Here is a 26,747-nt window from a genome sequence, read left to right on the forward strand (position 1 = left end):
GCCCGATCAATGGCCCGAACGGAGTAAGACGAGTCCGTCCCGGGCGGGCAGCATCACGGCGTGACACTGCCGCGCCGCGCCCTCCTCACCGGCCTCCCGTCCCTCGCCGCCCTCGCGCTCCCGGAACCCGCCCACGCCGCGCCCCGCGGGCCCGCCGCCGGCCGCCTCTCCTCGCGGCCCTACGTCTCGGGCCGGGGCGGTTACGCCGCCTACCGCATCCCCGCGCTGGTCCGCACCCGGCGCGGCACGGTCCTCGCCTTCGCCGAGGGCAGGCATGACGGCGTCGGCGACAGCGGGGACATCGACGTCGTGCTGCGCCGCTCCACCGACGGCGGCCGCACCTGGGGCCCGCTCGCCGTGGTGGCCGCGGGGAACGGGCACACCCGGGGCAACCCGGCGCCCGTGGTCGATCCGCGCACCGGCGACATCGTCCTGGTGACCTGCGGCAACGCGGGGGACGTCACCGAGGCGCAGATCATGCGCGGCGAGGTCACGGCGGCGCGGGGCCGCCGGGTGTACGTGCAGCGCAGCACGGACGACGGCCGCACCTTCACCCCGCCGCGGGACATCACGGACGCGGTGAAGCGGCCCGGCTGGCGCTGGTACGCGACCGGACCGGGCCACGCCGTCGCCCTCACCCGGGGCCCGCGAACCGGCCGCCTCCTCGTCCCCGCCAACCATTCCACCGCGCCGGCCCCGGGCTCGAAGGACACCGGCAGGGAGGCCCGGCACTACGCCGGTCACGCCCTCTACAGCGACGACGGCGGCACCACCTGGCACCTCGGCTACCAGTCCACCGGCCCCGCCGGGACCGTCAACGTCAACGAGACCAGCGCCACCCAACTGCCCGACGGGCGGGTCTACTTCAGTGCCCGCGACCAGAGCGGCGGCGCCCCGGGCAACCGCCTCGACAGCTACTCCTCGGACGGCGGCGCCACCCTCGACCGCCCCTATGCCACCCAGCCCACCCTGAAGGACGTGCCCGTGGTCCAGGGCAGCGTGCTCCAGCTCCAGGGGGACGGTGCCCCGCTGCTGTTCTCCGGGCCCTCCGTGCCGACCGCGCGGCGCGCCATGGCGCTGTGGTCCAGCGCGGACGCCGGGCGCACCTTCACCCGCCTGGCCACCCTGTCCGACGGCCCGGCGGCCTACTCCGACCTGGTCCAGCTCGGCCCGGGGGCGGCCGGCGTCCTGTACGAGACGGGTCCCTACGACGCCCTGGAGTTTTGGCGGGTGACCGGGATCGGCGGTCACCCGCCCGCCGGCCGGTGAGTCCCCGGCGCGGGCCGCAGCGAGGGCAGGGTCAGCTGCCACCAGTCGGTGAGCCGGTCGGTGACGGTGGCCGCGCCCTCCAGCGCCTCGGTGAGCGAGCACAGGCCGAAGAAGGCGCGCACCAGGGCCCGCGCGGTGGGGGCGGGCCGGACGTGCGGGGCCACCTGGCCGGCCAGCCGGGCCTCGGCGAGCAGCCGGGTGGCGGCGGCGGTCCAGAGCGCGAAGGGGTCGGGCAGCGGGGCGTCGATGGTGGCGCGCTCGGCCCACAGTCGTGCGCCCGCGCGCGTCACCGGGTCCTCGGCGAGGGCGCGGGCGATGTCGTAGCTGAGGCCGACGAGGCGTTCCACCGGCGGCACCGCCCGGTCCGCGTACGCCGTGGTGAGCTGGGGCCAGGTGGCGAACCGGTCCCGGACGACGGCGAGCGCGATGCCCTCCTTGCTGGCGTAGTGGAAGTAGACGGCGCCGCTGGTCCGGCCCGACCGTGCGCTTATGTCGTTGACGCTGGTGCCCGCGTAGCCCTGTTCCGCGAAGAGCTGGGCCGCCGCCTCCAGGAGTGATCTGCGGGTTGCCTTGGCCCGTTTCTGCACCGTTTTCCCGCCCGCCCTCGCTCGGCTCTTCTGACTGCCACGAATGTAATGCGCCCGCGTACGCCCGGAGCAAACAGGAACCACCCTCCGGCGGTAATTACGTATTTCTTTCGAGGGTGAACGCGGTCGAGTGGTAAGGGGTGCGCTCCGCGACGGCGTCGCATGTCTCCCGCATATGCGCCAACTGTCATGCGTACAAGTCGATTTGGCGACACGGCGGGCGATGGGCGGCCGGGTCGCCATACACCCGAAAACCGTCGCCGTCGAGTCGCTCTATGGGGTTATTGCCTGATTTACCGCCGCGAAAATAACGTAGTCATCGCTATCTTTCCGCTTCCTGCGGACAGCCGGGAATGTCGCACATCCCTTTCAAGCGAGGTGCATAGGAGGCCACTGTGACCACCACCGCCCAACTGCTCGACTGGTCGCCACGGGCCGTCGTCTTCGACTGCGACGGCACTCTGATGGACAGCGAACGCCATTGGCAGGAAGCCCGAAACCTGGCCTTCCGGGAATTCGGACTCCAACCGCCACCCGGCTTCGCGGAACAGGCCAAGGGAGTGCACTACGCGGACTGCGGCCGGCTGATGGCCGAGTCGGTGCACAAGCCCGAGCTGACGGACGGCCTGACGGCGGCCCTCCTGGACCACTTCCTGGAGCTGGTCACCGACGACCCGGTGACCATGCCGGGCGCCGCCCACCTCGTCCGGCTGCTGGCCGGACGGATGCCGCTGGCCGTGGCCAGCAACTGCCCGATGGTGGTGGTGGAGGGCAGCCTGGAGCGGGCCGGGCTGCGCGGGTACTTCCAGCACATCGTCGTCCCGGACACCGGGGAGGCCGAGGTGCGCCCCAAACCGTGGCCCGACGTCTACGACCTCGCGGCCCGCCTGTGCGGTGTCCCGCCGGAGGAGGCGCTGGCCGTCGAGGACTCCCTCACCGGCGTGGAGGCGGCCCGCACCGCGGGTCTGCGGGTGCTCGGGGTCGGCCCCCGCCCGCCCGGCGACGGCGCGGAGCGGGCGGATCTGTGGCTGCCCTCGCTGCACACGCCCGAGCTGCTGACGTGGGCCGAGGCGCACTGAGGCGGGGTCACAGCAGCCCGGCGCAGGCGAGGTACTTGGCGACCTTCTCCGTCTCCTCGCCGGACAGCGGCACCTGCGGCTCGGCCGTGACCGGACAGTCGATCACGCCCCGCAGGTGCAGGGCCGCCTTGAACGCGCCGAGCGCCGAGGAACCGGCGCCCATCCGCGCCGGATCACCGACCGCCGTCAGCCCGAACAGGGCGCACAGCCGCTCCTGTTCGGCCCGCGCCCCCTCCCAGTCGCCCGCCCGGCACTGCCGGTACAGCCGCACGTACCCGTGCGGGTCGACGTTGGCGAGCCCCGGCACCGCCCCGTCCGCGCCCAGTGCCAGCGCGGCGTCGGCGATCAGTTCCGAGCCGGTGAGCACGCCGAAGCCGGGGTGGGCGCGGGCGCCGGTGACCAGCTCCCGGAAGGCCGCCAGGTCCCCGCTGGAGTCCTTGATCCCGGCCAGCACCCCGTCCCCGGCGAGGCCGAGGACCAGCTCGGCCGGGAGCTTGGTGTGCACGGCGACCGGGATGTCGTAGGCGATCACCGGCACCGGGCTCAGGGCCGCGATCCGGCGGTAGTGGTGCACGATCTCCGAGGGGTGGGTGCGGGCGTAGAACGGCGCGGTGACCACCACCGCCCCGGCCCCGGCCGCCGTGACCGCCCGCACGTGGTCGAGGACCCGGGGGGTGGTCATGTCGATGGCCCCGGCCAGCACCGGCAGCTGCCCGCCCAGGTGCCCGGTGACCGTCTCGACCACCCGCCGCCGCTGCGCGTCCGTGAGGAAGGCCGCCTCCGATGTCGAGCCGAGCACGAACAGTCCGTGCACCCCCGCCCCCACCAGATGGTCCACCAGCCGCAGCAGCGAGGGCACGTCCACCTCCCGTTCGGGGGTCAGGGGCGTGCAGACGGGCGGGACGACTCCGGTGAGCGGCGCGGGGAAGGTCATCGACGGCTCCTGCGGGCTAGGGCGGGGGATCGAGGGGTCCTCCTCCCAGGATGGTGACAGGGCGAGCGGTGTGCCAGGCGCGACGCGGCCGGCCGCACGGGTCGGGTCCGTCAACCGGTCCCTCTCCCGCCCCCTGGCCAACGCGCGTAGAAACGAGCATCATTGGCAGGCGCCAACGCGCGACCCCCGCACCGTTTCGTTCGTCGTTTTGTCATGCACGCGTCATTGATCGCGGTGCCCGTGATCTCCCCGTCGACGAAGGGACACAGCAATGGCTTGCGGATCCACCAGTCTTTGGGCAGGAGAGACCTCCTGGTTCTGCTGCGGCAGTTCCTGGGGCCCCTGCGGCAGCACCGGAACCGGTGCCTGCGGCACCTGCCAGTCCGGCAAGAACATGGCCGCCTGGCCCAACCTCTCGGCGGCCTGCTGGAGCGTCACCAACCCGGCGGCCTGCGGCGAGAACATGCCCAGACGCGGTTGCGGCTCGGTGATCAACGTCAAGCACCAGTGCTCCGGCGCCACGGTCTGCGTCACGCTCGCCGACTGCGGCCCCAACACCCAGATGTGGTGCAGCGAGCAGACCTGCTGCAACGGTGCCTGCCGCACCCACCGGGTCATCGACCTGACGCCCGCCGCCTACTCCGCCATCGGCAGCCTCAGCTCCGGGCTGCTTCCCGTCTACATCTACGAGTGAGGAGGAACCCCGTCATGAGCGAACGCCACGGACTCGACCGGCGCCGCCTGCTGACCAGTGCGGCGCTCGGCGGTGCCACCATCGTGGGCGCCTCCGCGCTCGGCGGCCTGGACGCGGACGCCGCCTTCGCCGCCCCCATGCCCTCCCTCGACCCGGCGGTCTCCACGTCGGTGTTCGTCGACGGGCGCGTCAGCCGGATCAGACGCGGCGTCCTCGACGTCGTCGAGGCGGACGGCACGCACAAGCTGATCCAGCTCACCAACGCCACCAGCATCTGGAAGCTGGAGACCGTCACCGCCGAGGCCGTCGAGGTCGGCGACGGCCTGTACGCGCGCGGTGTGGAGATGCCCGACGGCAGTGTGGCCGCCGACGCGGTCTGGGTGAACATCGTCAACCTCTACGTCACCGTCCGCGGCATCGAACGCTCCCGGCTGCACCTGAGCCACGGCCGCAACGCCGTGGTCGGCAACATCGTGGAGAAGAAGACCACCGCCTCCTTCCGCGGCGGCGCCCTCACCACCAACCTCTCCCAGCTGCGGATCGGGCACCACGCCCAGGTCCTCGGCGCCTGGCGGCCCGCCGACGACAGCGTGGACATCGCCCGTATCAGCGTCGGGCACTGAGACAGGAGGGGGTACGCAAGTGAGCGCATCGCTCGCCATGAATCTCGCCCCGCTGCTGCTGGGGGCCCTGCTCGCCGGCACCGGGGCGGCCAAGGCGTTCGGCCGGCGGGTCGCGGCGCAGGCGGCCGGCACCGTCCTGGTCCGCGTCCTGAACGACGGCCGCCGCGCCACGCTCGTCCTGCGGGCCACCGGCGTGCTCGAACTCGCCGTAGCCGCGGCCCTGTTGGGAGTGCCGGCCACCCCGGTACCCGGCGTCGCCGCCCTCGTCCTGGGCGTCGGCTTCCTCGGCTACCTCGGCTACGCCCGGGTCACCGCCCCGCAGTCGTCCTGCGGGTGCACCGCCCGCGCCAACGGCCCGATCACCTGGCGGGCCTTCGTCCGCGCGGGGCTGGTCGCGGCGGGCGGTGCCACGGCGGCCGGAGCCCGAACCGCCTGGTGGAGCCAGGTGGTTCGCGACCCGGTGGCGTCGGTGCTCTTCCTCGCCGCCGTCACCGCCGTCCTGGTCGCGGTCTCCAGCGACCTCGACCACCTGTGGCTGGTCCCGCTGCGCCGGACGCGGCTGAAGGTCTTCGGGCACCCGCTCGTCCCGGGCCGGGACGACGAGGTGCCGGTGGCCGCCTCCGTCGAGCTGCTGGAGCGCTCGCTGGCCTGGGTGGCCGCCGCCCCCGTCGTCCGCTCCGGGCTGATCGACCACTGGGAGTCCGACGGCTGGCGCTTCCTCCAGTACGCGGGGGTCCACGACCCGGAGGGCGCCGCGCGTCCGGTCACCGTGCTCTTCGCGGTGGACCCGCGGCAGACCAGGGACACCACCGACAGCCCGGCGATCCGCGTCACCCTGATCGACGACCGGACCGACGAACCGGTGGCGGCGGACCTGCTCGGCGGCCTGCTGCCGGCGAGCTGAACCCGCGCCTTGCCCCGGCCGGTGCGGGCGGCTCCCGCACCGGCCGGGGTCCGGCGTCAGTGGGGCAGGCCGATGTACTGGCCCATGGCCGTCGCCGCGTGCGTGAAGAAGGCGGCCGGGTCCGCGGCCACGCCCGCGATGTGGCCGTTGACCTCGAAGCCGACCATGCCGTGCAGCTGGGTCCAGATGATCAGCATGCGGGTGATGGTGGGCGTCGGCAGGCCGCTCAGCATGCCCTCGGCCAGGGGCTCGATCGTGCGGGCCATGCCCTCGGACAGCTCGGGCGTGGGCACGTGGTCCAGGGCCAGTTCGCCGGCCGCGAGTGCCTCGCGCACCAGGCCGAGCAGGACGAGTACGGTCCGGGCACCGGCGACCATCGTCTCCGGCGGGGCGTCGTAGCCGGGCACGGGCCGGCCCCAGATCAGCACGTACTCCTCCGGGTGGGCGAGCGCCCACTCGCGTACGCCCTCGCAGGTGGCGACCCAGCGGCCCAGCAGGTCGGCGCCCGCCTTCTCGGCCTCGGCCGCGGCGCGCTCCGCGCTGTCGCCCATGGCGTTGTAGGCGGCCAGCACGAGATCGGTCAGCAGGCTGTCCCGGTCGGGGAACCGTTCGGCGATCGACGCCGGGTCCAGCCCGGCGTCCCGGGCCAGCCCGCTCGGGTCGAGATCGACCTGGTGACGAGCCGCCAGGCGACGGCCCGCCTCGGCCTTCAGGAGGTCGTGAGCATCGGAAGTCGTCATGATCCCGACCCTGCCAGAGGGCTTCGGGCGCGTCGATTACGTCCGGGGTAATGCGGCGCGAATGCGCCTAGTTCTGGCCGGTGACCGAACCGACGAAGCGGGCCCACGCGTCCGGGCCGATGAGCAGTACCGGCCCGCCGGTCAGCTTGCTGTCGCGGACGGGGACGACGTGGGGGACTCCGTCGGCGACTTCGAGGCACTCATTCGAGCTGTCGCCGCTGCTGTAGCTGCTCTTGCGCCAACGGGCGTTGCTCAGGTCGTGCTTGCGCATCGTCTGTAGTCCTCCGCCGCCGAGTCGAACAGAGTCAGGGACGCCTCCGGCGACAGCGCGGCGGCCCTGATGAGATCGTAGGACGACCACTTCCGCTTCACCACCGCCGGTTCGTCCAGCAGACTCCCCGAAGACACGCCTTCTGTATAGACAGTTGGCGGAGCATCCTCGAACTCCATGAGCGTCATCAGCTTGCCCATCTCCGGGTGTGCTCCAGCGGAGAAGGGCAGCACCTGAAGCACCATCTTGCGCGCCCGTGCCAGCGCCGCAATGTGCTCAAGCTGGCGCGCCATGATTGCCGGGCCACCTACCGTGATGCGCAAGGCTGCCTCGTGCAGGACCGCCCAATACACGGGGCGTGCTGCGTCCTTGAGAACCTGTGTCCGCGCCATACGCGCATTGACCAGACTCTCGATGTACTCATCGGTGGCGAGTGGATTACCCGCCAGAAACATCGCCTGTGCGTACTCCCGCGTCTGGAGGAGCCCAGGCACAACCGAGGGCGCCCACTGGTAGATCGCCGTCGCGAGCCCCTCCAACTCCACAACGTGTGCGAAGTAGGCGTCGTACGGCTGGTCCCTGATGAGCTTCTTCCACAGCCGTTCGAAAAAGCCGTCGGTTTGTAGGATCTCGTCGATCCGCTGGGCCACGTCCAACTGCGGTTTCCTGATCGCCTGCTCGAACTGGCCGATGTAGCCGCCGGAGACGAATACCCGCGCGCCCAGCTCCGCCTGCGTGAGCGCCGCGTTCTCCCGCCTCCGTTTCAGTTCCGCGCCGAAGAACTCCCATGCCGCCTGCCGTGAACCGTTGGCCATGGCCAACCCCCTTCGACTGACCCGTACTTGTAGGGCTCGGATGGTCGCCGAGTGTAGAGCCGGAGCGTCACCATGGATGTGCGAAGCGTGAAATCCGAAAGAAAAGGGGAGCGCTATGGCGAAGCATTCGGCGATGTGTGTCCAGGAGGCGGAGGACGCGGTGCAGGAATTGCGGGGCGCGCTCGCGAGCGCCGGAATCGTGTTGCCCTCACTCGGTCTCGACCCGGTGATGCTCGCCCGGGAGTCGCCCTGCCCGCTGGTGGAATTGGGGCGGTGTTCCGTGGACGTCGCACGGCGGCTCGCCGTCGTGGTCGCGGGGGTGGCGGGGTGACACTGCCGCCGGTCGGGAGCCATGCCGTCGACACCGGGTCCGGGCGGGTGGGGATCGTGATGGCGTACGAGGGGGCCGGCGTGTGGCTGCGGCCCTACGGGGGCGGACGGGAATGGGAGGCCGAGGTGGGGGCCGTGCGGGCGGCCAGTCCCGCCGAGCGCATCCGGGCGGAGACGGCGTACGTCAACGCCCGCAGCCGGGGCGAGGTGCCCTGACCCACCGCCGTACGGGCGCCCGGCGCCGCCGCCACCGGCGGCCGGGCGCCCGCGCCCCATGGGGGACAATGGGGGCATGAGTCTGTTCCGCGACGACGGCATCGTGCTGCGCACCCAGAAGCTGGGCGAGGCGGACCGGATCATCACCCTGCTCACGCGCGGTCACGGGCGGGTACGCGCCGTGGCGCGGGGCGTGCGGCGCACGAAGTCGAAGTTCGGGGCCCGGCTGGAGCCCTTCTCCCACGTGGACGTGCAGTTCTTCGCGCGTGGCAGCGAGCTGGTGGGCCGCGGGCTGCCGCTGTGCACGCAGAGTGAGACCATCGCCCCCTACGGTGGCGGGATCGTCGCCGACTACGCGCGCTACACCGCCGGTACGGCCATGCTGGAGACCGCCGAGCGGTTCACCGACCACGAGGGGGAGCCGGCCGTGCAGCAGTACCTGCTGCTGGTCGGCGCGCTGCGCACGCTGGCCCGCGGCGAGCACGCCCCGCACCTCGTGCTCGACGCCTTCCTGCTGCGCTCCCTCGCGGTCAACGGGTACGCGCCGAGCTTCGGCGACTGCGCCAAGTGCGGCATGCCGGGCCCGAACAGGTTCTTCTCGGTCGCCTCCGGCGGCTCCGTGTGTGCCGACTGCCGGGTGCCCGGGAGTGTCGTACCCTCGCCGGGGACCCTGGTCCTGCTGGGTGCGCTGCTTACGGGAGACTGGGAGACGGCCGACGCCGCCGAGGCGCGGCATGTCCGCGAGGGCAGCGGACTCGTCTCCGCGTACCTGCACTGGCACCTGGAGCGCGGGCTGCGGTCGCTGCGCTACGTGGAAAAGTCCTGAAAGCCGTCGAGAGTCACACGTCGTAAGGGGAGTCGGAGCACATGGTGGTACGCGGGATCCTGGGGCGCCAGCGGCGCGAGTACACGGCACCGGAGCCGCACCCCTCGGGCGCCCGTCCCCCGAAGCTGCCCGACGAGCTGGTCCCGGAACACGTGGCGATCATCATGGACGGCAACGGGCGGTGGGCCAAGAAGCGGGGGCTGCCGCGCACCGAGGGGCACAAGGTCGGCGCCGAGCAGGTGCTCGACGTGCTCCAGGGAGCGATCGAGATCGGCGTGCGCAACGTCTCGCTGTACGCCTTCTCCACCGAGAACTGGCGGCGCTCGCCCGAAGAGGTCCGCTTCCTGATGAACTTCAACCGCGACTTCATCCGCAAGAGCCGGGACCAGCTCGACGGGCTGGGCGTGCGGGTGCGGTGGGTCGGCCGGATGCCCAGGCTGTGGAAGTCGGTCGCGAAGGAGCTCCAGGTCGCGCAGGAGCAGACCAAGGACAACGACCGGATCACGCTGTACTTCTGCATGAACTACGGCGGCCGGGCCGAACTCGCCGACGCGGCGCGGGCGCTGGCCGAGGACGTGAAGGCCGGGCGGCTCGATCCGTCCAAGGTGAACGAGAAGACGATCCAGAAGTACCTGTACTACCCGGACATGCCGGACGTGGATCTCTTCCTGCGGCCCAGCGGCGAGCAGCGGGTGTCCAACTACCTGCTGTGGCAGAGCGCCTATGCCGAGATGGTCTTCCAGGACGTGCTGTGGCCGGACTTCGACCGGCGCGACCTGTGGCGGGCCTGCGTCGAGTTCGCCTCCCGCGACCGGCGCTTCGGCGGGGCCATCCCGAACGAGGAGCTGCTGGCGATGGAGGGCAACACCCCCGCGTCGTAGGGGTGGCGCCGGGGGCGCGGCCGGGTCAGTCGCTCCGGTCCGCGCACTCCGCGCACGTACCGAAGATCTCGACCGTGTGGGCCACGTTCACGTAGCCGTGCTCGGAGGCGATCGCCTCGGCCCACTTCTCCACCGCCGGGCCCTCCACCTCGACCGCCTTGCCGCAGGTCCGGCAGACGAGGTGGTGGTGGTGCTCGCCGGTGGAGCAGCGGCGGTAGACGGACTCGCCGTCGGACGTGCGCAGGACGTCGACCTCGCCGGCCTCGGCGAGGGACTGGAGGGTGCGGTAGACGGTCGTGAGGCCGACGGAGTCGCCCTTGTGCTTGAGCATGTCGTGGAGCTCCTGCGCGCTGCGGAACTCGTCCACCTCGCCCAGCGCCGCCGCCACTGCTGCCCGCTGCCGGGTCGCGCGGCCCTTCACGGGCGGTCCAGCGGTCGTCACCGTTGCCTCCTCACGTCACACCCTGACCGGGCCATTGTGCCAGCCCGGACCGCCCGGGGTCAGGCGTTGATCTCCTCGCCGGCGCCCCGCGCGGCCGGAATCACGCACTCCGCCGGGTCCCCCGCGGAGCCGCTCGCACGGGCGCGCCGACGGGCCACGGGCGTGGCGAGCACGGCCAGGGCGACGAACGCGGCGATGGTCAGCAGGACGATCGTCGCGCCGGGCGGCACGTCCTGGTAGAACGACGTGATCGTGCCGCTCACCGTCACCGTCACGCCGATCGCCACCGCGATCGCGAACGTCGCGGCGAAGCTGCGGGTGAGCTGCTGGGCCGCCGCCACCGGGACCACCATCAGCGCGGAGACCAGCAGCAGGCCGACGACGCGCATCGCGACCGTGACCGTGACCGCCGCCGTGACCGCCGTCAGCAGGTTCAGCGCACGGACCGGCAGGCCCGTCACCCGCGCGAACTCCTCGTCGTGGCTCACCGCGAACAACTGGCGGCGCAGGCCCACGGTGACCAGGACCACGAACGCGGCCAGCAGGCAGATCGCCAGCACGTCCGACCGGGAGACCGTGGACAGGGAGCCGAAGAGGTACGTCGTCAGGTTCGCGTTGGAGCCCGTCGGGGCCATGTTGATGAACATCACGCCGCCCGCCATGCCGCCGTAGAAGAGCATGGCGAGGGCGATGTCGCCGCGGGTCCTGCCGTACCAGCGGATCAGCTCCATCAGGAGGGCGCCCAGCACGGAGACCGCCGTCGCCATCCAGACCGGGGAGGCGGACAGCAGGAAGCCGAGGCCGACGCCGGTCATCGCCACGTGGCCGATGCCGTCGCCCATCAGGGCCTGGCGGCGCTGGACGAGGTAGATGCCGATGGCGGGCGCGGTGACGCCGACCAGGACGGCGGCGAGCAGGGCCCGCTGCATGAAGGCGTAGTTCAGGAAGTCCATCAGCTCAGCAGTCCCGTGCGGATCGGATCGGTGGTCCCGGGGGCGTGCGGGTGCACGTGGTCGTGGCCGGGCAGGGCATGCTGGCCCACGGCCCGCGGGGGCGGGCCGTCGTGCAGGACGCAGCCGTCCCGCAGGACGACAGCCCGGTCGATCAGGGGTTCCAGCGGGCCCAGTTCGTGCAGCACGAGGAGGACCGTCGTACCCGCCTCCACCTGGGCCTTCAGCGTTCGGGCCAGGATCTCCTGGCTGGCCAGGTCGACGCCCGCCATCGGCTCGTCCATGATCAGCAGCTCGGGCCGGCCGACGAGCGCTCGGGCGATCAGGACGCGCTGGTGCTGGCCGCCGGAGAGGGCGGTCACCGCGTCCTTGGCGCGGTCCGCCATGCCGACCCGCTCCAGGGCGTCCCGCACGGCCTGCCGGTCGCCGCCGCGGAAGAGGCCGAAGCCGGTGCGGGCGAGGCGGCCGGAGGAGACGATCTCGGTGACCGTCGCCGGGACGCCGCCCGCGGCCGTGGTGCGCTGCGGCACGTAGCCCACGCGGGCCCAGTCGCGGAACGCGCGCCGGGGGGTGCCGAAGAGTTCGACGGTGCCGGCGGTGACGGGCACCTGGCCGATGACGGTGCGGACCGCCGTGGACTTGCCCGAGCCGTTGGCGCCGAGCAGGGCGACGACCTCGCCGCGGCGGACGGTGAGGTCGATGCCGCGCAGGACGGGACGGCCGCCGAGGTCGGCCCGGACGCCGCGCAGGGATATGACAGGCTCGCTGGTCTCCATGGGATCTCCCGTCACTTGGCGCCCAGCGCCTGCTGGAGCGCCTTGAGGTTGGCGTTCTGGACGGAGAAGTAGTCCGTGCCGCGGGACTTGGCCGTGATGCCCTCGATCGGGTCCAGGACGTCGGTCCTCAGGCCCGCGTCGTGCGCGATGGTCTTCGCGGTCTTGTCGCTGACGAGCGTCTCGTAGAAGACGGTGGAGACGTGGTCGGCCTTCGCCATGTGCTCCAGGTCCCGCACGCGCGCGGCGCTGGGCTCGGAGTCCGGGTCGAGGCCGTTGATCGCCTCCTCGGTGAGGCCGTAGCGCTCGGCGAGGTAGCCGAAGGCGGCGTGCGTGGTGACGAAGACCTTGGACCGGGTGTGCGCGAGGCCGTCGCGGAATTGCCGGTCGAGGTCGTCGAGCCGCTTGACCAGGGCGGCGGTGTTCTTCTCGTAGTCCGCCGCGTGCTGCGGGTCGGCCTTCTCGAAGGCCTTGCCGACGCCCTTCGCGACCTGGGCGTAGCGCACCGGGTCCAGCCAGATGTGCGGGTCCTTGCCCGCCGACTCCTCGCCCGGCCGGTCGTCGTGCGCGGCCGCGTGACCGCCGACCTCGTTGCCGTGCGACTCCAGGGTGGTCAGGGAGGCGGCGTCGATCTTCGCCGGCACCGAGGACTGGGCGACCGCGTCGTCCACGGAGGGCTGGAGGTTCTTCAGATAGAGGACGGCGTCGGAGTCGTCGATCGCGGCGATCTGCTTGGGGCTGATCTCCAGGTCGTGCGGCTCCTGGCCGGGCGTGGTGAGACTGGTGACGTGGACGTGGTCGCCGCCGATCCGCTCGGCGAGGAACGACATCGGATAGAAGGACGCGACGACGTCGAGCCGGCCGTCGCCGGTCGCCGCGGAGCCGCTCCCCGAGCAGGCGGTGAGGGTGCCGGCGCCGAGGACGGCGACGGCGGCGAGGGCGGCGGCGGACAGCGGACGTCGACGTATGTTCATGACAGTCATTTTCAACAAAAATGGAAACCGTTGTCAACAAGCCCCTGGCGGGGTCCCAGGCGGGGGCCGATTTGGTCGTGGGGGAGCCTGCGCCGGTAACCTGAATCATTCGCTGGAAGCATCTCGCTTCAACGCCCGTCGTCGTAATGAAGAGAGCACCGTGGCCGCCGACAAGATCGACACCATCGTCAGCCTGAGCAAGCGCCGTGGCTTCGTTTTCCCGTGCAGTGAGATCTACGGCGGTCAGCGTGCCGCCTGGGACTACGGACCGCTCGGTGTCGAGCTGAAGGAGAACATCAAGCGTCAGTGGTGGCGCTACATGGTGACGTCGCGCGAGGACGTGGTCGGCATCGACTCGTCCGTCATCCTGGCCCCCGAGGTCTGGGTCGCGTCCGGCCACGTCGCCACGTTCACGGACCCGCTGACCGAGTGCACCGCGTGTCACAAGCGGTTCCGTGCCGACCACCTCGAAGAGGCCTACGAGGAGAAGAAGGGCCACGCCCCGGCGAACGGCCTGGCCGACATCAACTGCCCGAACTGCGGCAACAAGGGCCAGTTCACCGAGCCCAAGCAGTTCTCCGGCCTGCTGTCGACGCACCTCGGCCCGACCCAGGACAGCGGCTCCGTCGCCTACCTGCGGCCCGAGACCGCGCAGGGCATCTTCACCAACTTCGCCCAGGTGCAGACCGCCTCGCGCCGCAAGCCGCCGTTCGGCATCGCCCAGATGGGCAAGTCGTTCCGCAACGAGATCACGCCGGGCAACTTCATCTTCCGCACCCGTGAGTTCGAGCAGATGGAGATGGAGTTCTTCGTCAAGCCGGGCGAGGACGAGAAGTGGCAGGAGTACTGGATGGAGCAGCGCTGGGCCTGGTACACCGGGCTCGGTCTCCGCGAGGAGAACATGCGCTGGTACGAGCACCCGAAGGAGAAGCTCTCCCACTACTCCAAGCGCACCGCCGACATCGAGTACCGCTTCCGGTTCGGCGGCTCGGAGTGGGGCGAGCTGGAGGGCGTCGCCAACCGCACCGACTACGACCTCTCCTCGCACGCCAAGGCCTCCGGCCAGGACCTGTCGTACTACGACCAGGAGAACCAGGAGCGCTGGACGCCGTACGTCATCGAGCCGGCGGCCGGTGTCGGCCGGACGATGCTGGCGTTCCTGCTCGACGCGTACGTCGAGGACGAGGCGCCGAACGCCAAGGGCAAGATGGAGAAGCGCACCGTGCTGCGCCTCGACCACCGTCTCGCCCCGGTGAAGGTGGCCGTCCTGCCGCTGTCGCGCAACGCCGAGCTGTCCCCGAAGGCCAAGGGTCTCGCGCAGGCGCTGCGGCAGAACTGGAACATCGAGTTCGACGACGCGGGCGCGATCGGCCGCCGGTACCGCCGGCAGGACGAGATCGGCACGCCGTACTGCGTGACCGTCGACTTCGACACCCTTGAGGACAACGCGGTGACGGTCCGCGAGCGGGACACGATGAAGCAGGAGCGTGTGTCGCTGGACCAGATCGAGGGCTACCTGGCCCAGCGCCTCGTCGGCTGCTGATCCCGGTCCTCTCCGGCCTCGCGCCCGCCCCCCGGTCGACCCGTTCGGCCGGGGGGCGGGCGTTTTCGCGCATCCGACGGGCCCCGCGTCCGGTCAGGGCGTGCCCGCCGCCTCGTCCCGCGGCACCCCGCCGAGCGGACGGGCGCCGTCCGGGCCGGTGCAGGGGGGCCGTTCGAGGCGCAGGTCGCGCACCCCGGGCGCCAGCGCGGTGCCGGCGCAGACGACGGCGACCAGGACGGCCGCGGCCGCGAAGGGCGGCCCGGCGCCCCAGGCCTGCAGGGCGATCGGGGCCAGGATCACGCCGAGCGGCTGCGCGGCGAGCGAGACCAGCCAGTCGTAGGAGGCGACCCGGGCGAGCACGGCTTGCGGAACGGCCGTCTGCACCGCGGTCTGCCAGGTGGGGTTGAGGAAGCCGAGGCCCGCCATCGCGATGCCGTATCCGGCGACGAGCACGGGCACCGGTGCCGCGACGGCGAACAGGGCCAGGGGCAGGGCGTAGCTCGCCAGGACCAGGTTGCCGGCCAGGACCGGGCGCCGGGGCCGGGCCCGTCCGGCCACCAGCGAGCCGGCCAGCAGGCCGATGCCGCCCGCCTGGGTCACCGCGACCCACGCGCCCGGCCCGCCCAGTCGGGTGACCGCGACGAGCGGACCGAGGGTGAGCAGCACGTTGGCGGCGAAGTTCCAGGTCGCGTGCGCGATCAGGCTGATCCAGTACCAGTCCCGGGCGCGCACCTCGGCCCAGCCCTCGGCCAGTCCCGCGAGGACCGGGCGCCGGGTGCCGGCCGGCGCCGCCTCCCCGTCCAGCCGGACGAGCAGCATCATGGTCGCGCTGACCGCGAAGGCGGCCGAGTCGAGCACGAACACCCAGCCGGTGCCGACCGCCCAGATCGACGCGCCGGCCAGGGCGGGGCCCGCCAGCTGGGAGATGCTCTTGGCCACTCCCATGAGCGAGTTGGCCTTCTGCCGCTGCGCCCCCGAGCCGGGCACCGCGCGGATGACGAGCGGCGAGAGGTTGGCGAGACCGACGGCCGAGGCGACCCCCGCCACCGCCTGGGCCACGGCGATCAGTGCGATCGAGGGGTGCGGACCGACCAGCTGGACGGCGACCACCGCCTGCGTCAGCACCCGGGTCAGATCGGCGGCGAAGGCCACCCGGCGGGTGTCGTGGCGGTCGGCCACCACGCCGGCCACGGGCAGGGTGAGCAGCCGGGCCCCCAGCGCGCAGCCGAGCACCACGGCCAGCGAGGTCGCCGAACCGGTCACCTCCACCACGGCGAGACTCAGCGCGGTGGGCACCAGCGCGTCGCTGAGCGTGGACATGGTGCGGCTGACGAAGAGCAGCCGGAAGTCGCGTGAACGAAGAGGATGAGTCACCCCGCAACTGAACACCGGGGCGTCACGGGGCGGGTCTCACCCACCGCCCGCGGACCTCCGGATGCTCAACGGCCCTGCAGCGCCTTGACGTTGTCGCCGAAGGTCCAGTTCTTCGAGCCGTCCCAGTTGATGGACCAGTCCATCAGGCCCTTGAGGGACGTGCCGTAGTGCTGCCAGGACTGGGAGACCAGGGACGGGGACATGTAGCCGCCGCCCGCGCCGGGCTGCGCGGGCAGGCCCGGGACCTGCTTGTCGTAGGGCACCTTGATCGTCGTGCCCTGCACCACCAGGCCCTTGTTCAGGCAGTCGGTCTGGGCGGTGAAGCCCGCCACCGTGCCGGCCCCGTAGGAGTCGCCGGAGCAGCCGTACATGCTGCCGTTGTAGTACTGCATGTTCAGCCACCACAGCCGGCCGTTGTCGGCGTACTTCTTGATGATCGGCAGGTAGGCGCCCCAGATCGAGCCGTAGGTGATGCTGCCGCCGGTGACGTACGCCGTCTCCGGGGCCATCGTCAGGCCGAAGCCGGCCGGCATCCCGGCGAGGATGCCGTCGATGATGCGGATCAGGTTCGCCTGCGACGGCGACAGCTGGTTGATGTTGCCGCTGCCGGTCAGACCCGTCTCGATGTCGATGTCGATGCCGTCGAAGTTGTACTGCTTCAGGATCGGCACGATCGTCGAGACGAACTTGTCCGCCACGGCGGTGGAGTTGAGGTCGATGCCCGCCGTCGCGCCCCCGATGGACAGCAGCACCGTCTCGCCGGAGGCCTTCGCGGCGCACATCTCCGCGGGCGTGGGCACCTTGACCCCGGAGTCCATGCCGTCCTGCCACAGCGCCGTGCCGTCGGAGAGGATCACCGGGAAGGCCGCGTTGATCACGTTGTAGCCGTGGGCGGGGATGCGGGAGTCGGTGATCGGGGTCCAGCCGAAGGGCGGATGGACCCCGTTGGCGGCGCCGTCCCAGTTCTCCCAGTAGCCCTGGAGCACCTTGCCGGCCGGGCGGGACTTCACCGCGCAGGTGTCGGCGGCCGGGGCGGCCGAGGCGGTGGCGGCGGCGGGCAGCTGGGTGAGGCAGGCGGTCGCGAGCGCGGCGGCGAGCAGGGACAGGGTGCGACGGAACATGCGGGGCCTCCCGGTGGGGTGCGGTGAGGTGCCGGAGTCGTGCTCATGACAGTGGTCTGGTCCACGCCGGACGTCAATAGGTCTGGACCAAAGAGCCGCCGCGAATGACAGCTGACAGATGACAGATATTGAAATCTGTCAGCTGTCATGTCACTCTGGAGCCATGACGACCACGATGCGAACCCGCTCCCTGGGCACCACCGGCCCCCAGGTCTCCGCCCTCGGCCTCGGCTGCATGGGCATGTCCGCGCTGTACGGCGACGCCGACCGCGCCGAGTCCATCGCGACCATCCACGCCGCCCTGGAGGCCGGTGTCACCCTGCTGGACACCGGCGACTTCTACGCCATGGGGCACAACGAGATGCTCATCGGCGAGGCCCTGCGCGCCGCACCCGCCGCGCGGCGCGAACAGGCCCTGGTCAGCGTGAAGTTCGGCGCCCTGCGCGACCCGGACGGCGGCTGGAGCGGCTACGACGGCCGGCCCGCCGCCGTGAAGAACTTCGCCGCCTACTCCCTCCAGCGCCTCGGCGTCGACCACATCGACGTCTACCGGATCGCCCGTCTCGACCCCGACGTGCCGATCGAGGAGACCGTCGGCGCCATCGCCGAACTGATCGAGAAGGGGTACGTGCGGCACGTCGGCCTCAGCGAGGTCGGCGCCGACACCATCCGCCGGGCCGCCGCCACCGCGCCGGTCTCGGACCTCCAGATCGAGTACTCGCTGATCTCGCGCGGCATCGAGCGGGAGATCCTGCCGACCGTCCGCGAACTGGGCATCGGCGTCACCGCGTACGGCGTGCTGTCGCGCGGCCTGATCTCCGGCCATTTCGACCGCGACCGGCAGCTGGCCGCGAACGACTTCCGCGCCCACTCGCCCCGCTTCCAGGGCGAGAACCTCCAGCACAACCTGAACCTGGTCGACGCGCTGCGCGCGATCGCCGAGCGCAAGGGCGCCACCGTGGCGCAGACCGCCATCGCCTGGGTGCTCTCGCGCGGCGCGGACATCGTGCCGCTGATCGGCGCGCGCACCCGCGAGCGGCTGGCCGAGTCGCTGGGCGCGCTGGAGGTGACCCTGGACGCGGCCGACCTGGCGGCGATCGAGGAGGCCGTGCCGGCGGACGCGGCGGCCGGCGACCGCTACCCGAGCGCGCAGATGGCACACCTCGACAGCGAGCGCTGATCCGGCCGCCGGGTACGGTCTAGAACATGGCACCGACCAGCGAGACCCTGACCGCCGAGCGCATCCTCGAAGCGACCGAGGAGGTGCTGCGCCGCCACGGCCCGGCCAAGGCCACCGTGGTGGACGTGGCCCGCGCGCTCGGCGTCAGCCACGGCAGTGTCTACCGGCACTTCCGCACCAAGGCCGCGCTGCGCGAGGCGGTCACCAAGCGCTGGCTGGACCGGACCTCCGAGAAGCTCGCCCGGATCGTCGACGCGACCGACCGGGACCCCGCGGCCCGGCTGCGGGACTGGCTCACCGCCCTGTTCGAGGCCAAGCGGCACAAGGCGGGCGACGATCCGGAACTGTTCGCCACGTACACGGTGCTGACCGACGAGAACGGCGCGGTCGTCGGCGAGCACATAGCCGAACTGACCGCGCAGCTGACGCGCATCATCACGGAAGGAGCCGGGTCGGGCACCTTCGCGGTGCCCGACCCGGCGGTTGCGGCCCGGGCCGTCTTCCAGGCCACCGGTCGTTTCCATGATCCCTGTTATGCCAGGGAGTGGACCCGGCCCGGCGTCGGCGAGGAATTCACGGCCTTGGTGGACCTGTTGGTGCGGGGTCTCAGCTGACCCGGACGGTGATCGCCGCGGACTGGACGCGGCCGTCGCGGGTCACCACGCGCACCGTCTCGGTGCCCCGGGCGGTGAACGTCCGGCGGATGGTGAAGGTGCCGTTGCGGTTCACGAGGGCCGTGGTGCGCAGGGTGCTCCAGCGGCCGTCCACCCGGCGCTGCAGGACCAGGGTGGTGCCGGCCCGGACGTCCCGGACGCGACCGGTGAAGGCCACGGCGCGGCCGCGCCGGACGGTCGCCTCACGGGTCGAGACGGTGATGGAGCCGCGCGTGACCGTGCGCGTCGGTCGCGGGGTTTCCGTGCGGTTCACGCGCGGGCGCTCGGTGCGGGTCGGCATCGGGGCCGTGCGGGTGCGCATCGGGCTCGGCGTCGTCGTGGCCGTGCCCGTGCGGGTCGGGGAAGGGGTGGGGGTCGGGGCGGCGAAGGCTGCGGCCGTACCGCCGGTGAGCAGCGCCACAGTGATGGCGCCGGTGCCCAGCGCGCGGCCGTAGCGGTGGTGGCGGAGTACGGAGGTCATGGTTCTCTCCTGTCGCTCGATCGTCGCTCGATCGGACGTCATCCAGGCTGACCCGACTTCGCTCCGTCGGCCACTCGAAGCGCTGTGTGACCGCCCCCGGTGATCTGTGTACACGCAGGTCAGGGGCGTATTGCGGGAGTTTTCCGGTGGGCCTTTCCCGGCCTGGGGCGAGCGGTGGCGGCACCGCCCCGGGTTGCGCCGTCCGGCGGCGCCCGGGTAGTGGCCCGGTGAGGCCCGACGGGCGCCCCGGGGACTTTGGGGCCCGCGCCCCCACGGACGGCTCCCGGACGTCCCGCGGATGCCCTACGGCAGCTCCCCGACGGCCCGCGGCAGCCGCAGTCCGAGCAGCCCCGTCAGCGCGATCCCGCCCACCTGCGCGAGCAGTGTGACCAGCAGGGCGTCACGCATGCCCAGGTGCGGGACCAGGGCGAGGAACAGCGTGCCCAGCGTGGCCACGCCCAGCGCGAGCGCCGACTGCTGGGTGGTGACCATCACCCCGCCGCCCACCCCGGCCCGGGCCGGCGGCACCTCGGACAGCACGATCCGCATGACGTTGGGGAGTTGGAGCGCCTGACCGGCCCCGGCCACGGCCATCCCCGGCACCAGCGCGACCACGTCGAGGCGCGGCCACTGGCGCCACACGGCGAGCGCGATCAGCAGCACGCCGACAGCCTGGACGAGGGACCCGGCGCTGACCACCCGGGTGCCGTAGCGGCCGATCAGCCGGGGCCCGGCGAGCGAGGTGAACAGGAACACCACGGCCATCGGCGCCAGCGCGAGCCCGGCCGGCACCGGACCGAGCCGGGCGCCCTGCTGGAGCGCCAGCGCGATCACGAACATGAAGCCGCTGAAACCGACCGCGAACGGCACGATCAGCACCAGCCCGCGCCGCAGTGACGCCGGCCCCAGCAGGCTCGGCGGCACCAGCGGGGTCCGCCCCGCCCGGTCCGCCCGCCGCTCCACCAGCCAGAAGGCGGCCGCCGCGAACGGGAACGCGGCCAGCGACAGCCAGGTCCACAGGGGCCAGCCGGTCGCCTCGCCCTCGGTGAGCGGGGCGAGCAGCGTCAGCAGGGACAGCCCGAGCAGCACGGTGCCGGGCCCGTCCACGGGCTCCGGGTGCTGCGAGCGGGTCTCGGGCATCACCCGCACGGCGAGGACCAGCCCGAGGACCACCACCGGCACGTTGACCAGGAACACCGCCCGCCAGCCGGTCCCGGCGACGTCGGCGGCGACCAGGACCCCGCCGAGTATCTGCCCGGCCACCATGGCCAGACCGGCCGTGGCGCCGTACAGGCTCATCGCCCTGGCCCGGCGCGCGCCGCGGGTCGCGGACTGGATGGTGGCGAGGACCTGCGGCAGCATCGCGGCGGCCGCGGCGCCCTGCGCCACCCGCGCGGCCACCAGCGGCCAGGCGCCGGGCGCGAGTCCGCAGGCCAGCGAGGTCAGCCCGAAGGCCGCCATGCCGCCGAGGAACAGCCGGCGGCGGCCGAACAGGTCCCCGAGCCGGCCGCCGAGCACCAGCAGCACGGCGTACGCCACCCCGTACCCCGCGACCACCAGCTCCAGCACGGCCTCGCCCGCGTGGAGGTCCGCGCCCATGGTCGGCAGGGCCACGTTGACGATGAAGAAGTCGACCAGCGGCAGCGCCGCGGCCAGCAGAACGGTGAACAGTCCGAGCCCGCCGAGTGCGGGCGGCGCGGTCGCCCGGCGTACGGCGCCGGCGGTGATGGTCTCACTCATGCCACCGAGCCTGCGGCCCGGCCCAGACGGGTACCAGAGTGTTCTCATCCTGGTACCAGCACTACCTGGAAACAGGATGACCGCACCGGCACCCTGGAACCATGACGAGCACGGTCACCGTCCGGCAGCAGGACGGCACCGCCGCGGGCGCGGAGATCCGGCGGCACGAACTGGCCGCCTTCCTGCGCAGCCGGCGCGAGCGCATCAGCCCCGAGCAGGTCGGCCTGCCGCGCGGCCCCCGCCGGCGGACGCCGGGGCTGCGCCGCGAGGAGGTGGCGCACCTGTCCGCGGTCGGGGTCACCTGGTACACCTGGCTCGAACAGGCCCGTGCCATCCAGGTCTCCGTGCAGGTGCTCGACGCCCTCGCGCGCACCCTGCGGCTCGACGCCGGCGAGCGCGCCCACCTGTTCCAGCTGGCCGGTGCCAACGACCCGTCTCCCGCAGCGAGTTGTTCGAGCGCCACCCCGGCCATCCGGGAGATGCTGGAGCGCCTCGAACCGTTCCCGGTCTCCGTGCAGAACAGCCGGTACGACATCGTCGCCTACAACCGCACCTACGGCCGCCTCCTGGGCGACCTGGACGCGATCCCGCCCGAGGACCGCAACTGCGTGCTGCTCGCCTACACCAACGCCGACTGGCAGGCGGCGATCGTGCACCTGGAGGAGAGCCGGCGGCTGATGGCCGCCCGGCTGCGCGCCTCCCTCGCCGGTCATCTCGGCGAGCCCGCCTGGAAGATGCTGCTCGGGCGGCTGGAGGAGTCGCCGGTGTTCCGGGAGCACTGGGAGCGCTACGAGGTGGTGCGCCACCGCTCCAGGACCAAGGAGTTCCTCAACCCCTACGTGGGCCACCTGACGCTGGAGCACACCGATCTGTGGCTGGCCCCCGAGGCGGGCCTCCGGATGGTGACGTACACGCCGGGCGACGAGGTGACGCGGGAGCGCCTGGAGCGGCTCCACCTGCTGGCGCGGGGGAGTTGAACGGTCCCCCGGGTCCGGGTGGGCTTTCGGTAAAAGGTTCGACATCTACGGTTCAACAGGGTTGTCCTGTGCATGACCCGCCCGATGGGATGCGCACGACCACTTCGGTCGACTCCGCATCTCTCAGGGGACTTCATGCACATAGCCCGTACCGGGCGAGGCGTCGCGGCCGCCACCGCGACCGCCGCCGCCCTCGTCGCCGCCGCGCTGGCCACCGCCGCCCCCGCAGGCGTCGCCGCCGCCCCCGCCGCCGTGCCGCACACCTTCGCGGCTCCGGCCGTCGCCGGGCACACCCTGGCCCACGACGTGGACAGCCCGATCTCCATCGCGCAGTGCCAGGCCAAGTGGCACATCAACTGCTACACACCGTTGCAGTACCGCACCGCGTACCACCTCGACTCGCTGTACCGCAAGGGCGTCACCGGCAAGGGGCGCACGATCGTCATCGTCGACTCGTTCGGCTCCCCGACGATCCAGCACGACCTGGACGTCTACAGCAAGCAGTTCGGCATGCCGAGCACCAAGGTCGACGTGGTCAAGTGGGGCAAGGTGCCGCCCTTCGACCCGAAGAACTCCGACATGACGGGCTGGGCCGGCGAGTCCACCCTGGACGTCGAGATGGCCCACGCCGTGGCGCCGGGCGCCAAGATCGTCCTGGTGGAGACCGGCGTCGCCGAGACCGAGGGCGTCACCGGTCTGCCGGAGATGATGAGCGCCGAGAAGTCCCTGATCGACCACGGCGTCGGCGACGTCATCACACAGAGCTTCGGCGCCACGGAGAACACCTTCCCGGGCTTCGGCAAGGGCGACTTCTCCAGCATCCGCAACCTGCGGTACGCCTTCGAGGACGCGGCCCGCAAGCACGTGACCGTGCTCGCCTCCTCCGGCGACGGCGGCGCCACCGACAGCACCGCGGACGGCAAGGGCTACTACAAGGAGCGGGTCAACTCCTGGCCCTCCGCGGACCCGCTGGTGACCTCCGTCGGCGGCACCCAGCTCCACCTGGACGAGCAGGGCAAGCGGATCGCGCCGGACAGCGTCTACAACGACTACGGCGCGGGCGGCGGCGGCCAGTCCCACGTGTTCACCCGGCCGGACTTCCAGAACGGGGTGAAGAAGGTCGTCGGCAGCCGCCGCGGCACCCCGGACGTCTCGATGGCCGCCGCGGTCAACGGCGGCGCCTGGGTGTACTCCAGCTACGACCCGACCGCGGTCGGCTGGGACGTCTACGGCGGCACCAGCGAGGCCAGCCCGCTCTTCTCGGGCATCGTGGCCCTCGCCGACCAGGTGGCCGGACACCGCGTGGGCGACATCAACGCGGCCCTCTACAGCCTGGCCAAGCACAAGGGCACCGGCATCGTGGACGTCAACGACGGCACCGACAACAGCTACCAGGGCGTCACCGGCTACAAGGCCGTCGACGGCTACGACATGGCCACCGGCGTCGGCACGGTCGACGCGCCGGCCTTCGTCGCGGCGCTGGCGAAGGCCTCCCGCCACTGAGGCGGGGCCCTCGGACACGAGTGAGCCGGCCCGGGGTCGCGTACCCGGGCCGGCTCCGGCGTGTGCGGGCGGCTACCGGCCGGCCGTGACCACCTGCCGGATCTCGGAGGTCTCCAGCCGCGCCGCCGTCCGCTCGGCGGTGCGGTGGGCCCAGCGGCCGCTGGTGAGCAGGCCCAGGACGAGCACGGCGACACCGCAGACGGTGAGGATCCACCAGCCGGGACGGGCGGCGGAGACGAACGCGGCGCGGTAGGACGACGCGCCGATGCCGGAGGCGAGCACGGCGCCGATCACCGCGACGCCGAGGGTCTGGCCGAGCTGCCGGCTGGTGGAGGCGACGGCGGCGGCGACCCCGGCCTGGGAGCGGGGCATGCCGGAGACGGCCGTGTTGGTGATCGGCGCGTTGACGAAGCCGAAGCCGACGCCGAACAGCACGTAGCCGAGGAACAGGGTGACGTTCGAGGTCTCCGCCTCGAACAGCGCGAACAGGACGGCGCTCACGGTCATCGCGGTACCGGCGATCAGCAGCGGAACCCGGGGGCCGCGAGTGCCGACCAGCCGGCCGGACAGCGGCGCGCACAGGAACGTCGGCACGGCCATGGGCAGCATCCACAGGCCCGCGTGCAGGGCGTCGAGGCCGCGCACGTTCTGCAGGTACAGCGTCGACATGAACAGGAAGCCGCCGAGCGCGGAGAAGGCGCAGATGGCGATCACGGTCGCGCCGCTGAACGGAGCGGAGCGGAAGAAGCGCAGGTCGATGAGGGGTTCGTCACGCCTGGGCTCGTACCAGAGCAGGGCCGCGAGGGCCGCTACGGCGATCGCGAAGTACGGCGCGACCGAGCCGGAACCGGACTCCGGCGCCTGGATGATGCCGTACGTCAGCGCGCCGAACAGGGCGATGACCAGCACCTGCCCGGCCGGGTCGGGACGGCGGGCCTTGGGGGCGCGGGACTCCGGCACGAAGCGCAGGGTGAGCAGCAGGGCGGCCAGGCCGATCGGGAGGTTGATCCAGAAGATCGCGCGCCAGCTCACGCTCTGCACGAGCAGCCCGCCGACCAGCGGTCCCGCGGCCATGGATATGCCGACCACGGCACCCCAGGCGCCGATCGCGCGGGCGCGTTCACGGGCGTCGGTGAAGGTGTTGGTGATGATCGACATCGCGACCGGGTTGAGCATCGAGCCGCCCACCGCCTGCACCATGCGGAACACGATCAGCGACGACAGGTCGGGCGCGAGCGAACAGAGCACCGAGCCGATGGTGAAGACCGTGAGACCGGCCATGAAGACGCGCTTGCGGCCGATCCGGTCGGCCGTGGAACCCGCCAGCATCAGCAGCGAGGCGAGGACGAGGGTGTAGGCGTCGATGGTCCACTGCAGACCCGAAGTGGTGGCGTGCAGATCGCGCTGCATGGAGGGCAGCGCCACATTCAGCACGGTGTTGTCGAGGCTCACGATCAGCAGGCTCATGCAGCAGATCGCAAGCACGAGCATGCGCCTGCGGTGACTCAACTCTGGCATGGCCGTCATCGTACGCCGATTTCGATAGTGCGTCTAACTAATGACTGTTACACGGTACCGGGCGGATCCCGGGTACGCGGGGGCCCGGCACCCCGGCCGGTGAGGGACAATGGGGTCCTGTCCCACGCCGTTCTTCCGTTGTACAGCCGTTCCGGAGCCGTCTGATGACCCACCCGCTGACCATCGGCCCGCACGCCGTGACGCCGCCCGTGGTGCTCGCACCCATGGCGGGCATCACCAACGCCCCCTTCCGCACCCTGTGCCGGGAGTTCAGCGGGGGCAAGGGCCTGTTCGTCAGCGAGATGATCACGACCCGGGCGCTGGTCGAGCGCAACGAGAAGACCATGCAGCTGATCCGGTTCGACGCGAGCGAGACGCCGCGCTCCATCCAGCTGTACGGCGTGGACCCGGCGACCGTCGGCAAGGCCGTCCGCATGATCGCGGAGGAGGACCTCGCCGACCACATCGACCTGAACTTCGGCTGCCCGGTGCCCAAGGTGACCCGCAAGGGCGGCGGCTCGGCGCTGCCGTACAAGCGGAACCTGCTGCGCGCGATCCTGCGCGAGGCGGTCTCCGGCGCGGGCGACCTGCCGGTGACGATGAAGATGCGCAAGGGCATCGACGACGACCACATGACCTACCTCGACGCCGGGCGCATCGCCGTCGAGGAGGGCGTGACGGCGATCGCGCTGCACGGCCGTACCGCCGCGCAGCACTACGGCGGCACCGCGGACTGGTCGGCCATCGCGCGCCTGAAGGAGCACGTGCCCGAGATCCCCGTGCTCGGCAACGGCGACATCTGGTCCGCGCAGGACGCGCTGCGCATGGTCCGCGAGACCGGGTGCGACGGGGTGGTCGTGGGCCGGGGCTGCCTGGGGCGGCCGTGGCTGTTCGCGGACCTCGTCGCCGCGTTCGAGGGGCGCACCGACCACCAGCGGCCCACGCTGCGGGAGGTCGCCGACGTGATGGTGCGGCACGCCCGGCTGCTGGGGGAGTGGCTCGGGGACGAGTCCAAGGGCGTGATCGACTTCCGCAAGCACGTCGCCTGGTACCTGAAGGGCTTCGCCGTCGGTTCCGAGATGCGCAAGCGGCTCGCGATCACCTCGTCCCTGGAGGAACTGCGGGCCGGCCTCGACGAACTTGACCTCGCCCAGGAGTGGCCCGCCGGCGCCGACGGCCCGCGCGGCCGGACCTCCGGCAACAACCGGGTGGTGCTGCCGGACGGCTGGCTGAAGGACCCCTACGACTGCGCGGGCGTGAGCGCGGACGCGGAACTGGACACGTCGGGCGGCTGAGCCGTCCCCGCCCGCCCGGCCCGCGCCGCTCCCGGCTGCTCCCGCCCCGGCCGC

The 26,747-nt window shown here is 72.0% G+C and carries 29 protein-coding genes; 15 read left to right on the plus strand and 14 right to left on the minus strand.

Going from position 1 to position 26,747, the window contains the following annotated elements:
- Positions 1-60 precede the first annotated feature (60 nt).
- Positions 61-1,269 (plus strand): exo-alpha-sialidase, encoded by a 1,209-nt coding sequence (locus tag HZZ00_RS05525; RefSeq protein WP_180331154.1) that lies wholly within the window; start codon positions 61-63, stop codon positions 1,267-1,269.
- Here HZZ00_RS05525 and HZZ00_RS05530 read toward each other — a convergent pair.
- Complete coding sequence (locus HZZ00_RS05530) at positions 1,248-1,856, minus strand: ScbR family autoregulator-binding transcription factor (RefSeq protein WP_180331155.1); 609 nt, start codon at positions 1,854-1,856, stop codon at positions 1,248-1,250. The genes HZZ00_RS05525 and HZZ00_RS05530 overlap by 22 nt on opposite strands.
- A 395-nt stretch (positions 1,857-2,251) precedes the next feature.
- On the opposite strand from HZZ00_RS05530, the gene HZZ00_RS05535 reads away from it, so the two are divergent.
- On the plus strand, positions 2,252-2,935 hold the full coding sequence (locus HZZ00_RS05535; RefSeq protein ID WP_180331156.1) for an HAD family phosphatase: 684 nt from the start codon (positions 2,252-2,254) through the stop codon (positions 2,933-2,935).
- Positions 2,936-2,942: 7 nt separating this feature from the next.
- Here HZZ00_RS05535 and HZZ00_RS05540 read toward each other — a convergent pair whose 3' ends face one another.
- Positions 2,943-3,869: a dihydrodipicolinate synthase family protein gene (locus tag HZZ00_RS05540; protein ID WP_180331157.1), complete on the minus strand. Its 927-nt coding sequence runs from the start codon at positions 3,867-3,869 to the stop codon at positions 2,943-2,945.
- 271 nt (positions 3,870-4,140) lie between these two features.
- Here HZZ00_RS05540 and HZZ00_RS05545 point away from each other — a divergent pair, with 271 nt between their 5' ends.
- From HZZ00_RS05545 to HZZ00_RS05555, 3 genes are read left to right on the plus strand one after another with little or no spacing between them, the layout of a single operon-like run.
- Positions 4,141-4,563 (plus strand): hypothetical protein, encoded by a 423-nt coding sequence (locus HZZ00_RS05545; protein WP_180331158.1) that lies wholly within the window; start codon positions 4,141-4,143, stop codon positions 4,561-4,563.
- Between the two features lie 14 nt (positions 4,564-4,577).
- Positions 4,578-5,186, plus strand: coding sequence for a cell wall protein (locus HZZ00_RS05550; protein ID WP_180331159.1), 609 nt, complete (start codon positions 4,578-4,580; stop codon positions 5,184-5,186).
- A gap of 19 nt (positions 5,187-5,205) precedes the next feature.
- Complete coding sequence (locus HZZ00_RS05555) at positions 5,206-6,090, plus strand: MauE/DoxX family redox-associated membrane protein (protein ID WP_257585665.1); 885 nt, start codon at positions 5,206-5,208, stop codon at positions 6,088-6,090.
- 56 nt (positions 6,091-6,146) lie between these two features.
- Here HZZ00_RS05555 and HZZ00_RS05560 read toward each other — a convergent pair whose 3' ends face one another.
- The 3 genes from HZZ00_RS05560 to HZZ00_RS05570 form a co-directional block, all read right to left on the minus strand.
- Positions 6,147-6,830: a TetR-like C-terminal domain-containing protein gene (locus tag HZZ00_RS05560; RefSeq protein ID WP_180331160.1), complete on the minus strand. Its 684-nt coding sequence runs from the start codon at positions 6,828-6,830 to the stop codon at positions 6,147-6,149.
- A 67-nt stretch (positions 6,831-6,897) separates the two neighbouring features.
- Positions 6,898-7,101: a DUF397 domain-containing protein gene (locus HZZ00_RS05565; protein ID WP_180331161.1), complete on the minus strand. Its 204-nt coding sequence runs from the start codon at positions 7,099-7,101 to the stop codon at positions 6,898-6,900.
- Positions 7,083-7,916 (minus strand): helix-turn-helix transcriptional regulator, encoded by an 834-nt coding sequence (locus tag HZZ00_RS05570; RefSeq protein WP_180331162.1) that lies wholly within the window; start codon positions 7,914-7,916, stop codon positions 7,083-7,085. The genes HZZ00_RS05565 and HZZ00_RS05570 overlap by 19 nt, the downstream gene beginning before the upstream one ends.
- A 115-nt stretch (positions 7,917-8,031) precedes the next feature.
- Between HZZ00_RS05570 and HZZ00_RS05575 the strand changes: the two genes are divergently transcribed.
- The 4 genes from HZZ00_RS05575 to HZZ00_RS05590 all read left to right on the plus strand — a co-directional run bounded on the left by HZZ00_RS05575 (position 8,032) and on the right by HZZ00_RS05590 (position 10,169).
- A complete protein-coding gene (locus HZZ00_RS05575; RefSeq protein WP_070025171.1) occupies positions 8,032-8,247 on the plus strand; it encodes a hypothetical protein in 216 nt (71 codons plus the stop codon).
- The gene (locus HZZ00_RS05580) at positions 8,244-8,462 is read left to right on the plus strand and encodes a hypothetical protein (RefSeq protein ID WP_180327580.1); all 219 of its coding nucleotides are present in this window, start codon (positions 8,244-8,246) and stop codon (positions 8,460-8,462) included. The genes HZZ00_RS05575 and HZZ00_RS05580 overlap by 4 nt, the downstream gene beginning before the upstream one ends.
- Positions 8,463-8,538: 76 nt before the next feature.
- Positions 8,539-9,288, plus strand: coding sequence for a DNA repair protein RecO (gene recO, locus HZZ00_RS05585; protein WP_180331163.1), 750 nt, complete (start codon positions 8,539-8,541; stop codon positions 9,286-9,288).
- Positions 9,289-9,329: 41 nt separating this feature from the next.
- Positions 9,330-10,169 (plus strand): isoprenyl transferase, encoded by an 840-nt coding sequence (locus HZZ00_RS05590; protein WP_180331164.1) that lies wholly within the window; start codon positions 9,330-9,332, stop codon positions 10,167-10,169.
- Positions 10,170-10,194: 25 nt separating this feature from the next.
- On the opposite strand, the gene HZZ00_RS05595 is transcribed toward HZZ00_RS05590, so the two are convergent.
- From HZZ00_RS05595 to HZZ00_RS05610, 4 genes are read right to left on the minus strand one after another with little or no spacing between them, the layout of a single operon-like run.
- Positions 10,195-10,611: a Fur family transcriptional regulator gene (locus HZZ00_RS05595; RefSeq protein WP_070025175.1), complete on the minus strand. Its 417-nt coding sequence runs from the start codon at positions 10,609-10,611 to the stop codon at positions 10,195-10,197.
- A gap of 59 nt (positions 10,612-10,670) precedes the next feature.
- Complete coding sequence (locus HZZ00_RS05600; protein ID WP_180331165.1) at positions 10,671-11,564, minus strand: metal ABC transporter permease; 894 nt, start codon at positions 11,562-11,564, stop codon at positions 10,671-10,673.
- Entirely contained in the window at positions 11,564-12,337 is a 774-nt protein-coding gene (locus HZZ00_RS05605; RefSeq protein ID WP_180331166.1) for a metal ABC transporter ATP-binding protein, read from the minus strand. The genes HZZ00_RS05600 and HZZ00_RS05605 overlap by 1 nt, the downstream gene beginning before the upstream one ends.
- A gap of 11 nt (positions 12,338-12,348) precedes the next feature.
- Entirely contained in the window at positions 12,349-13,308 is a 960-nt protein-coding gene (locus HZZ00_RS05610) for a metal ABC transporter substrate-binding protein (protein WP_180331167.1), read from the minus strand.
- A gap of 160 nt (positions 13,309-13,468) precedes the next feature.
- Between HZZ00_RS05610 and HZZ00_RS05615 the strand changes: the two genes are divergently transcribed.
- A complete protein-coding gene (locus HZZ00_RS05615) occupies positions 13,469-14,851 on the plus strand; it encodes a glycine--tRNA ligase (RefSeq protein WP_070025179.1) in 1,383 nt (460 codons plus the stop codon).
- 93 nt (positions 14,852-14,944) lie between these two features.
- On the opposite strand, the gene HZZ00_RS05620 is transcribed toward HZZ00_RS05615, so the two are convergent.
- Positions 14,945-16,225 carry an MFS transporter gene (locus tag HZZ00_RS05620; protein WP_180331168.1) on the minus strand — a complete coding sequence of 427 codons (1,281 nt, stop codon included), beginning with the start codon at positions 16,223-16,225 and terminating at the stop codon, positions 14,945-14,947.
- A gap of 65 nt (positions 16,226-16,290) precedes the next feature.
- Positions 16,291-17,346, minus strand: coding sequence for a chitinase (locus HZZ00_RS05625; protein ID WP_180331169.1), 1,056 nt, complete (start codon positions 17,344-17,346; stop codon positions 16,291-16,293).
- A gap of 163 nt (positions 17,347-17,509) precedes the next feature.
- Between HZZ00_RS05625 and HZZ00_RS05630 the strand changes: the two genes are divergently transcribed.
- The gene (locus HZZ00_RS05630; protein WP_257585668.1) at positions 17,510-18,526 is read left to right on the plus strand and encodes an aldo/keto reductase; all 1,017 of its coding nucleotides are present in this window, start codon (positions 17,510-17,512) and stop codon (positions 18,524-18,526) included.
- Between the two features lie 26 nt (positions 18,527-18,552).
- Positions 18,553-19,140 carry a TetR family transcriptional regulator gene (locus tag HZZ00_RS05635; RefSeq protein ID WP_180331170.1) on the plus strand — a complete coding sequence of 196 codons (588 nt, stop codon included), beginning with the start codon at positions 18,553-18,555 and terminating at the stop codon, positions 19,138-19,140.
- Here HZZ00_RS05635 and HZZ00_RS05640 read toward each other — a convergent pair.
- Together HZZ00_RS05640 and HZZ00_RS05645 are read right to left on the minus strand one after the other, a co-directional pair.
- On the minus strand, positions 19,133-19,660 hold the full coding sequence (locus tag HZZ00_RS05640) for a hypothetical protein (protein ID WP_180331171.1): 528 nt from the start codon (positions 19,658-19,660) through the stop codon (positions 19,133-19,135). The genes HZZ00_RS05635 and HZZ00_RS05640 overlap by 8 nt on opposite strands.
- Positions 19,661-19,963: 303 nt before the next feature.
- Positions 19,964-21,400: an MFS transporter gene (locus HZZ00_RS05645; RefSeq protein ID WP_180331172.1), complete on the minus strand. Its 1,437-nt coding sequence runs from the start codon at positions 21,398-21,400 to the stop codon at positions 19,964-19,966.
- A gap of 101 nt (positions 21,401-21,501) precedes the next feature.
- On the opposite strand from HZZ00_RS05645, the gene HZZ00_RS05650 reads away from it, so the two are divergent.
- Entirely contained in the window at positions 21,502-22,377 is an 876-nt protein-coding gene (locus tag HZZ00_RS05650; protein WP_180331173.1) for a helix-turn-helix transcriptional regulator, read from the plus strand.
- Between the two features lie 135 nt (positions 22,378-22,512).
- Positions 22,513-23,880: a S8 family serine peptidase gene (locus HZZ00_RS05655; protein ID WP_074992243.1), complete on the plus strand. Its 1,368-nt coding sequence runs from the start codon at positions 22,513-22,515 to the stop codon at positions 23,878-23,880.
- 72 nt (positions 23,881-23,952) lie between these two features.
- On the opposite strand, the gene HZZ00_RS05660 is transcribed toward HZZ00_RS05655, so the two are convergent.
- On the minus strand, positions 23,953-25,398 hold the full coding sequence (locus HZZ00_RS05660; protein ID WP_180331174.1) for an MFS transporter: 1,446 nt from the start codon (positions 25,396-25,398) through the stop codon (positions 23,953-23,955).
- Between the two features lie 164 nt (positions 25,399-25,562).
- Between HZZ00_RS05660 and dusB the strand changes: the two genes are divergently transcribed.
- The gene (gene dusB / locus HZZ00_RS05665) at positions 25,563-26,693 is read left to right on the plus strand and encodes a tRNA dihydrouridine synthase DusB (protein WP_180331175.1); all 1,131 of its coding nucleotides are present in this window, start codon (positions 25,563-25,565) and stop codon (positions 26,691-26,693) included.
- Positions 26,694-26,747 lie beyond the last annotated feature (54 nt).

This window comes from Streptomyces sp. NEAU-sy36, from assembly GCF_013423905.1.
Lineage (GTDB): Bacteria > Actinomycetota > Actinomycetes > Streptomycetales > Streptomycetaceae > Streptomyces > Streptomyces misionensis.

Coding starts and splice junctions, on each gene's coding strand:
- HZZ00_RS05650 (WP_180331173.1), top strand. CDS start 21,502: ATGACGAGCACGGTCACCGTCCGGCAGCAGGACGGCACCGCCGCGGGC.
- HZZ00_RS05560 (WP_180331160.1), bottom strand. CDS start 6,830: ATGACGACTTCCGATGCTCACGACCTCCTGAAGGCCGAGGCGGGCCGT.
- HZZ00_RS05550 (WP_180331159.1), top strand. CDS start 4,578: ATGAGCGAACGCCACGGACTCGACCGGCGCCGCCTGCTGACCAGTGCG.
- HZZ00_RS05575 (WP_070025171.1), top strand. CDS start 8,032: ATGGCGAAGCATTCGGCGATGTGTGTCCAGGAGGCGGAGGACGCGGTG.
- recO (WP_180331163.1), top strand. CDS start 8,539: ATGAGTCTGTTCCGCGACGACGGCATCGTGCTGCGCACCCAGAAGCTG.
- HZZ00_RS05565 (WP_180331161.1), bottom strand. CDS start 7,101: ATGCGCAAGCACGACCTGAGCAACGCCCGTTGGCGCAAGAGCAGCTAC.
- HZZ00_RS05610 (WP_180331167.1), bottom strand. CDS start 13,308: ATGAACATACGTCGACGTCCGCTGTCCGCCGCCGCCCTCGCCGCCGTC.
- HZZ00_RS05600 (WP_180331165.1), bottom strand. CDS start 11,564: ATGGACTTCCTGAACTACGCCTTCATGCAGCGGGCCCTGCTCGCCGCC.
- HZZ00_RS05660 (WP_180331174.1), bottom strand. CDS start 25,398: ATGCCAGAGTTGAGTCACCGCAGGCGCATGCTCGTGCTTGCGATCTGC.
- HZZ00_RS05590 (WP_180331164.1), top strand. CDS start 9,330: ATGGTGGTACGCGGGATCCTGGGGCGCCAGCGGCGCGAGTACACGGCA.
- HZZ00_RS05645 (WP_180331172.1), bottom strand. CDS start 21,400: ATGAGTGAGACCATCACCGCCGGCGCCGTACGCCGGGCGACCGCGCCG.
- HZZ00_RS05625 (WP_180331169.1), bottom strand. CDS start 17,346: ATGTTCCGTCGCACCCTGTCCCTGCTCGCCGCCGCGCTCGCGACCGCC.
- HZZ00_RS05630 (WP_257585668.1), top strand. CDS start 17,510: ATGACGACCACGATGCGAACCCGCTCCCTGGGCACCACCGGCCCCCAG.
- HZZ00_RS05545 (WP_180331158.1), top strand. CDS start 4,141: ATGGCTTGCGGATCCACCAGTCTTTGGGCAGGAGAGACCTCCTGGTTC.
- HZZ00_RS05655 (WP_074992243.1), top strand. CDS start 22,513: ATGCACATAGCCCGTACCGGGCGAGGCGTCGCGGCCGCCACCGCGACC.
- HZZ00_RS05540 (WP_180331157.1), bottom strand. CDS start 3,869: ATGACCTTCCCCGCGCCGCTCACCGGAGTCGTCCCGCCCGTCTGCACG.
- HZZ00_RS05570 (WP_180331162.1), bottom strand. CDS start 7,916: ATGGCCAACGGTTCACGGCAGGCGGCATGGGAGTTCTTCGGCGCGGAA.
- HZZ00_RS05605 (WP_180331166.1), bottom strand. CDS start 12,337: ATGGAGACCAGCGAGCCTGTCATATCCCTGCGCGGCGTCCGGGCCGAC.
- HZZ00_RS05635 (WP_180331170.1), top strand. CDS start 18,553: ATGGCACCGACCAGCGAGACCCTGACCGCCGAGCGCATCCTCGAAGCG.
- dusB (WP_180331175.1), top strand. CDS start 25,563: ATGACCCACCCGCTGACCATCGGCCCGCACGCCGTGACGCCGCCCGTG.
- HZZ00_RS05640 (WP_180331171.1), bottom strand. CDS start 19,660: ATGACCTCCGTACTCCGCCACCACCGCTACGGCCGCGCGCTGGGCACC.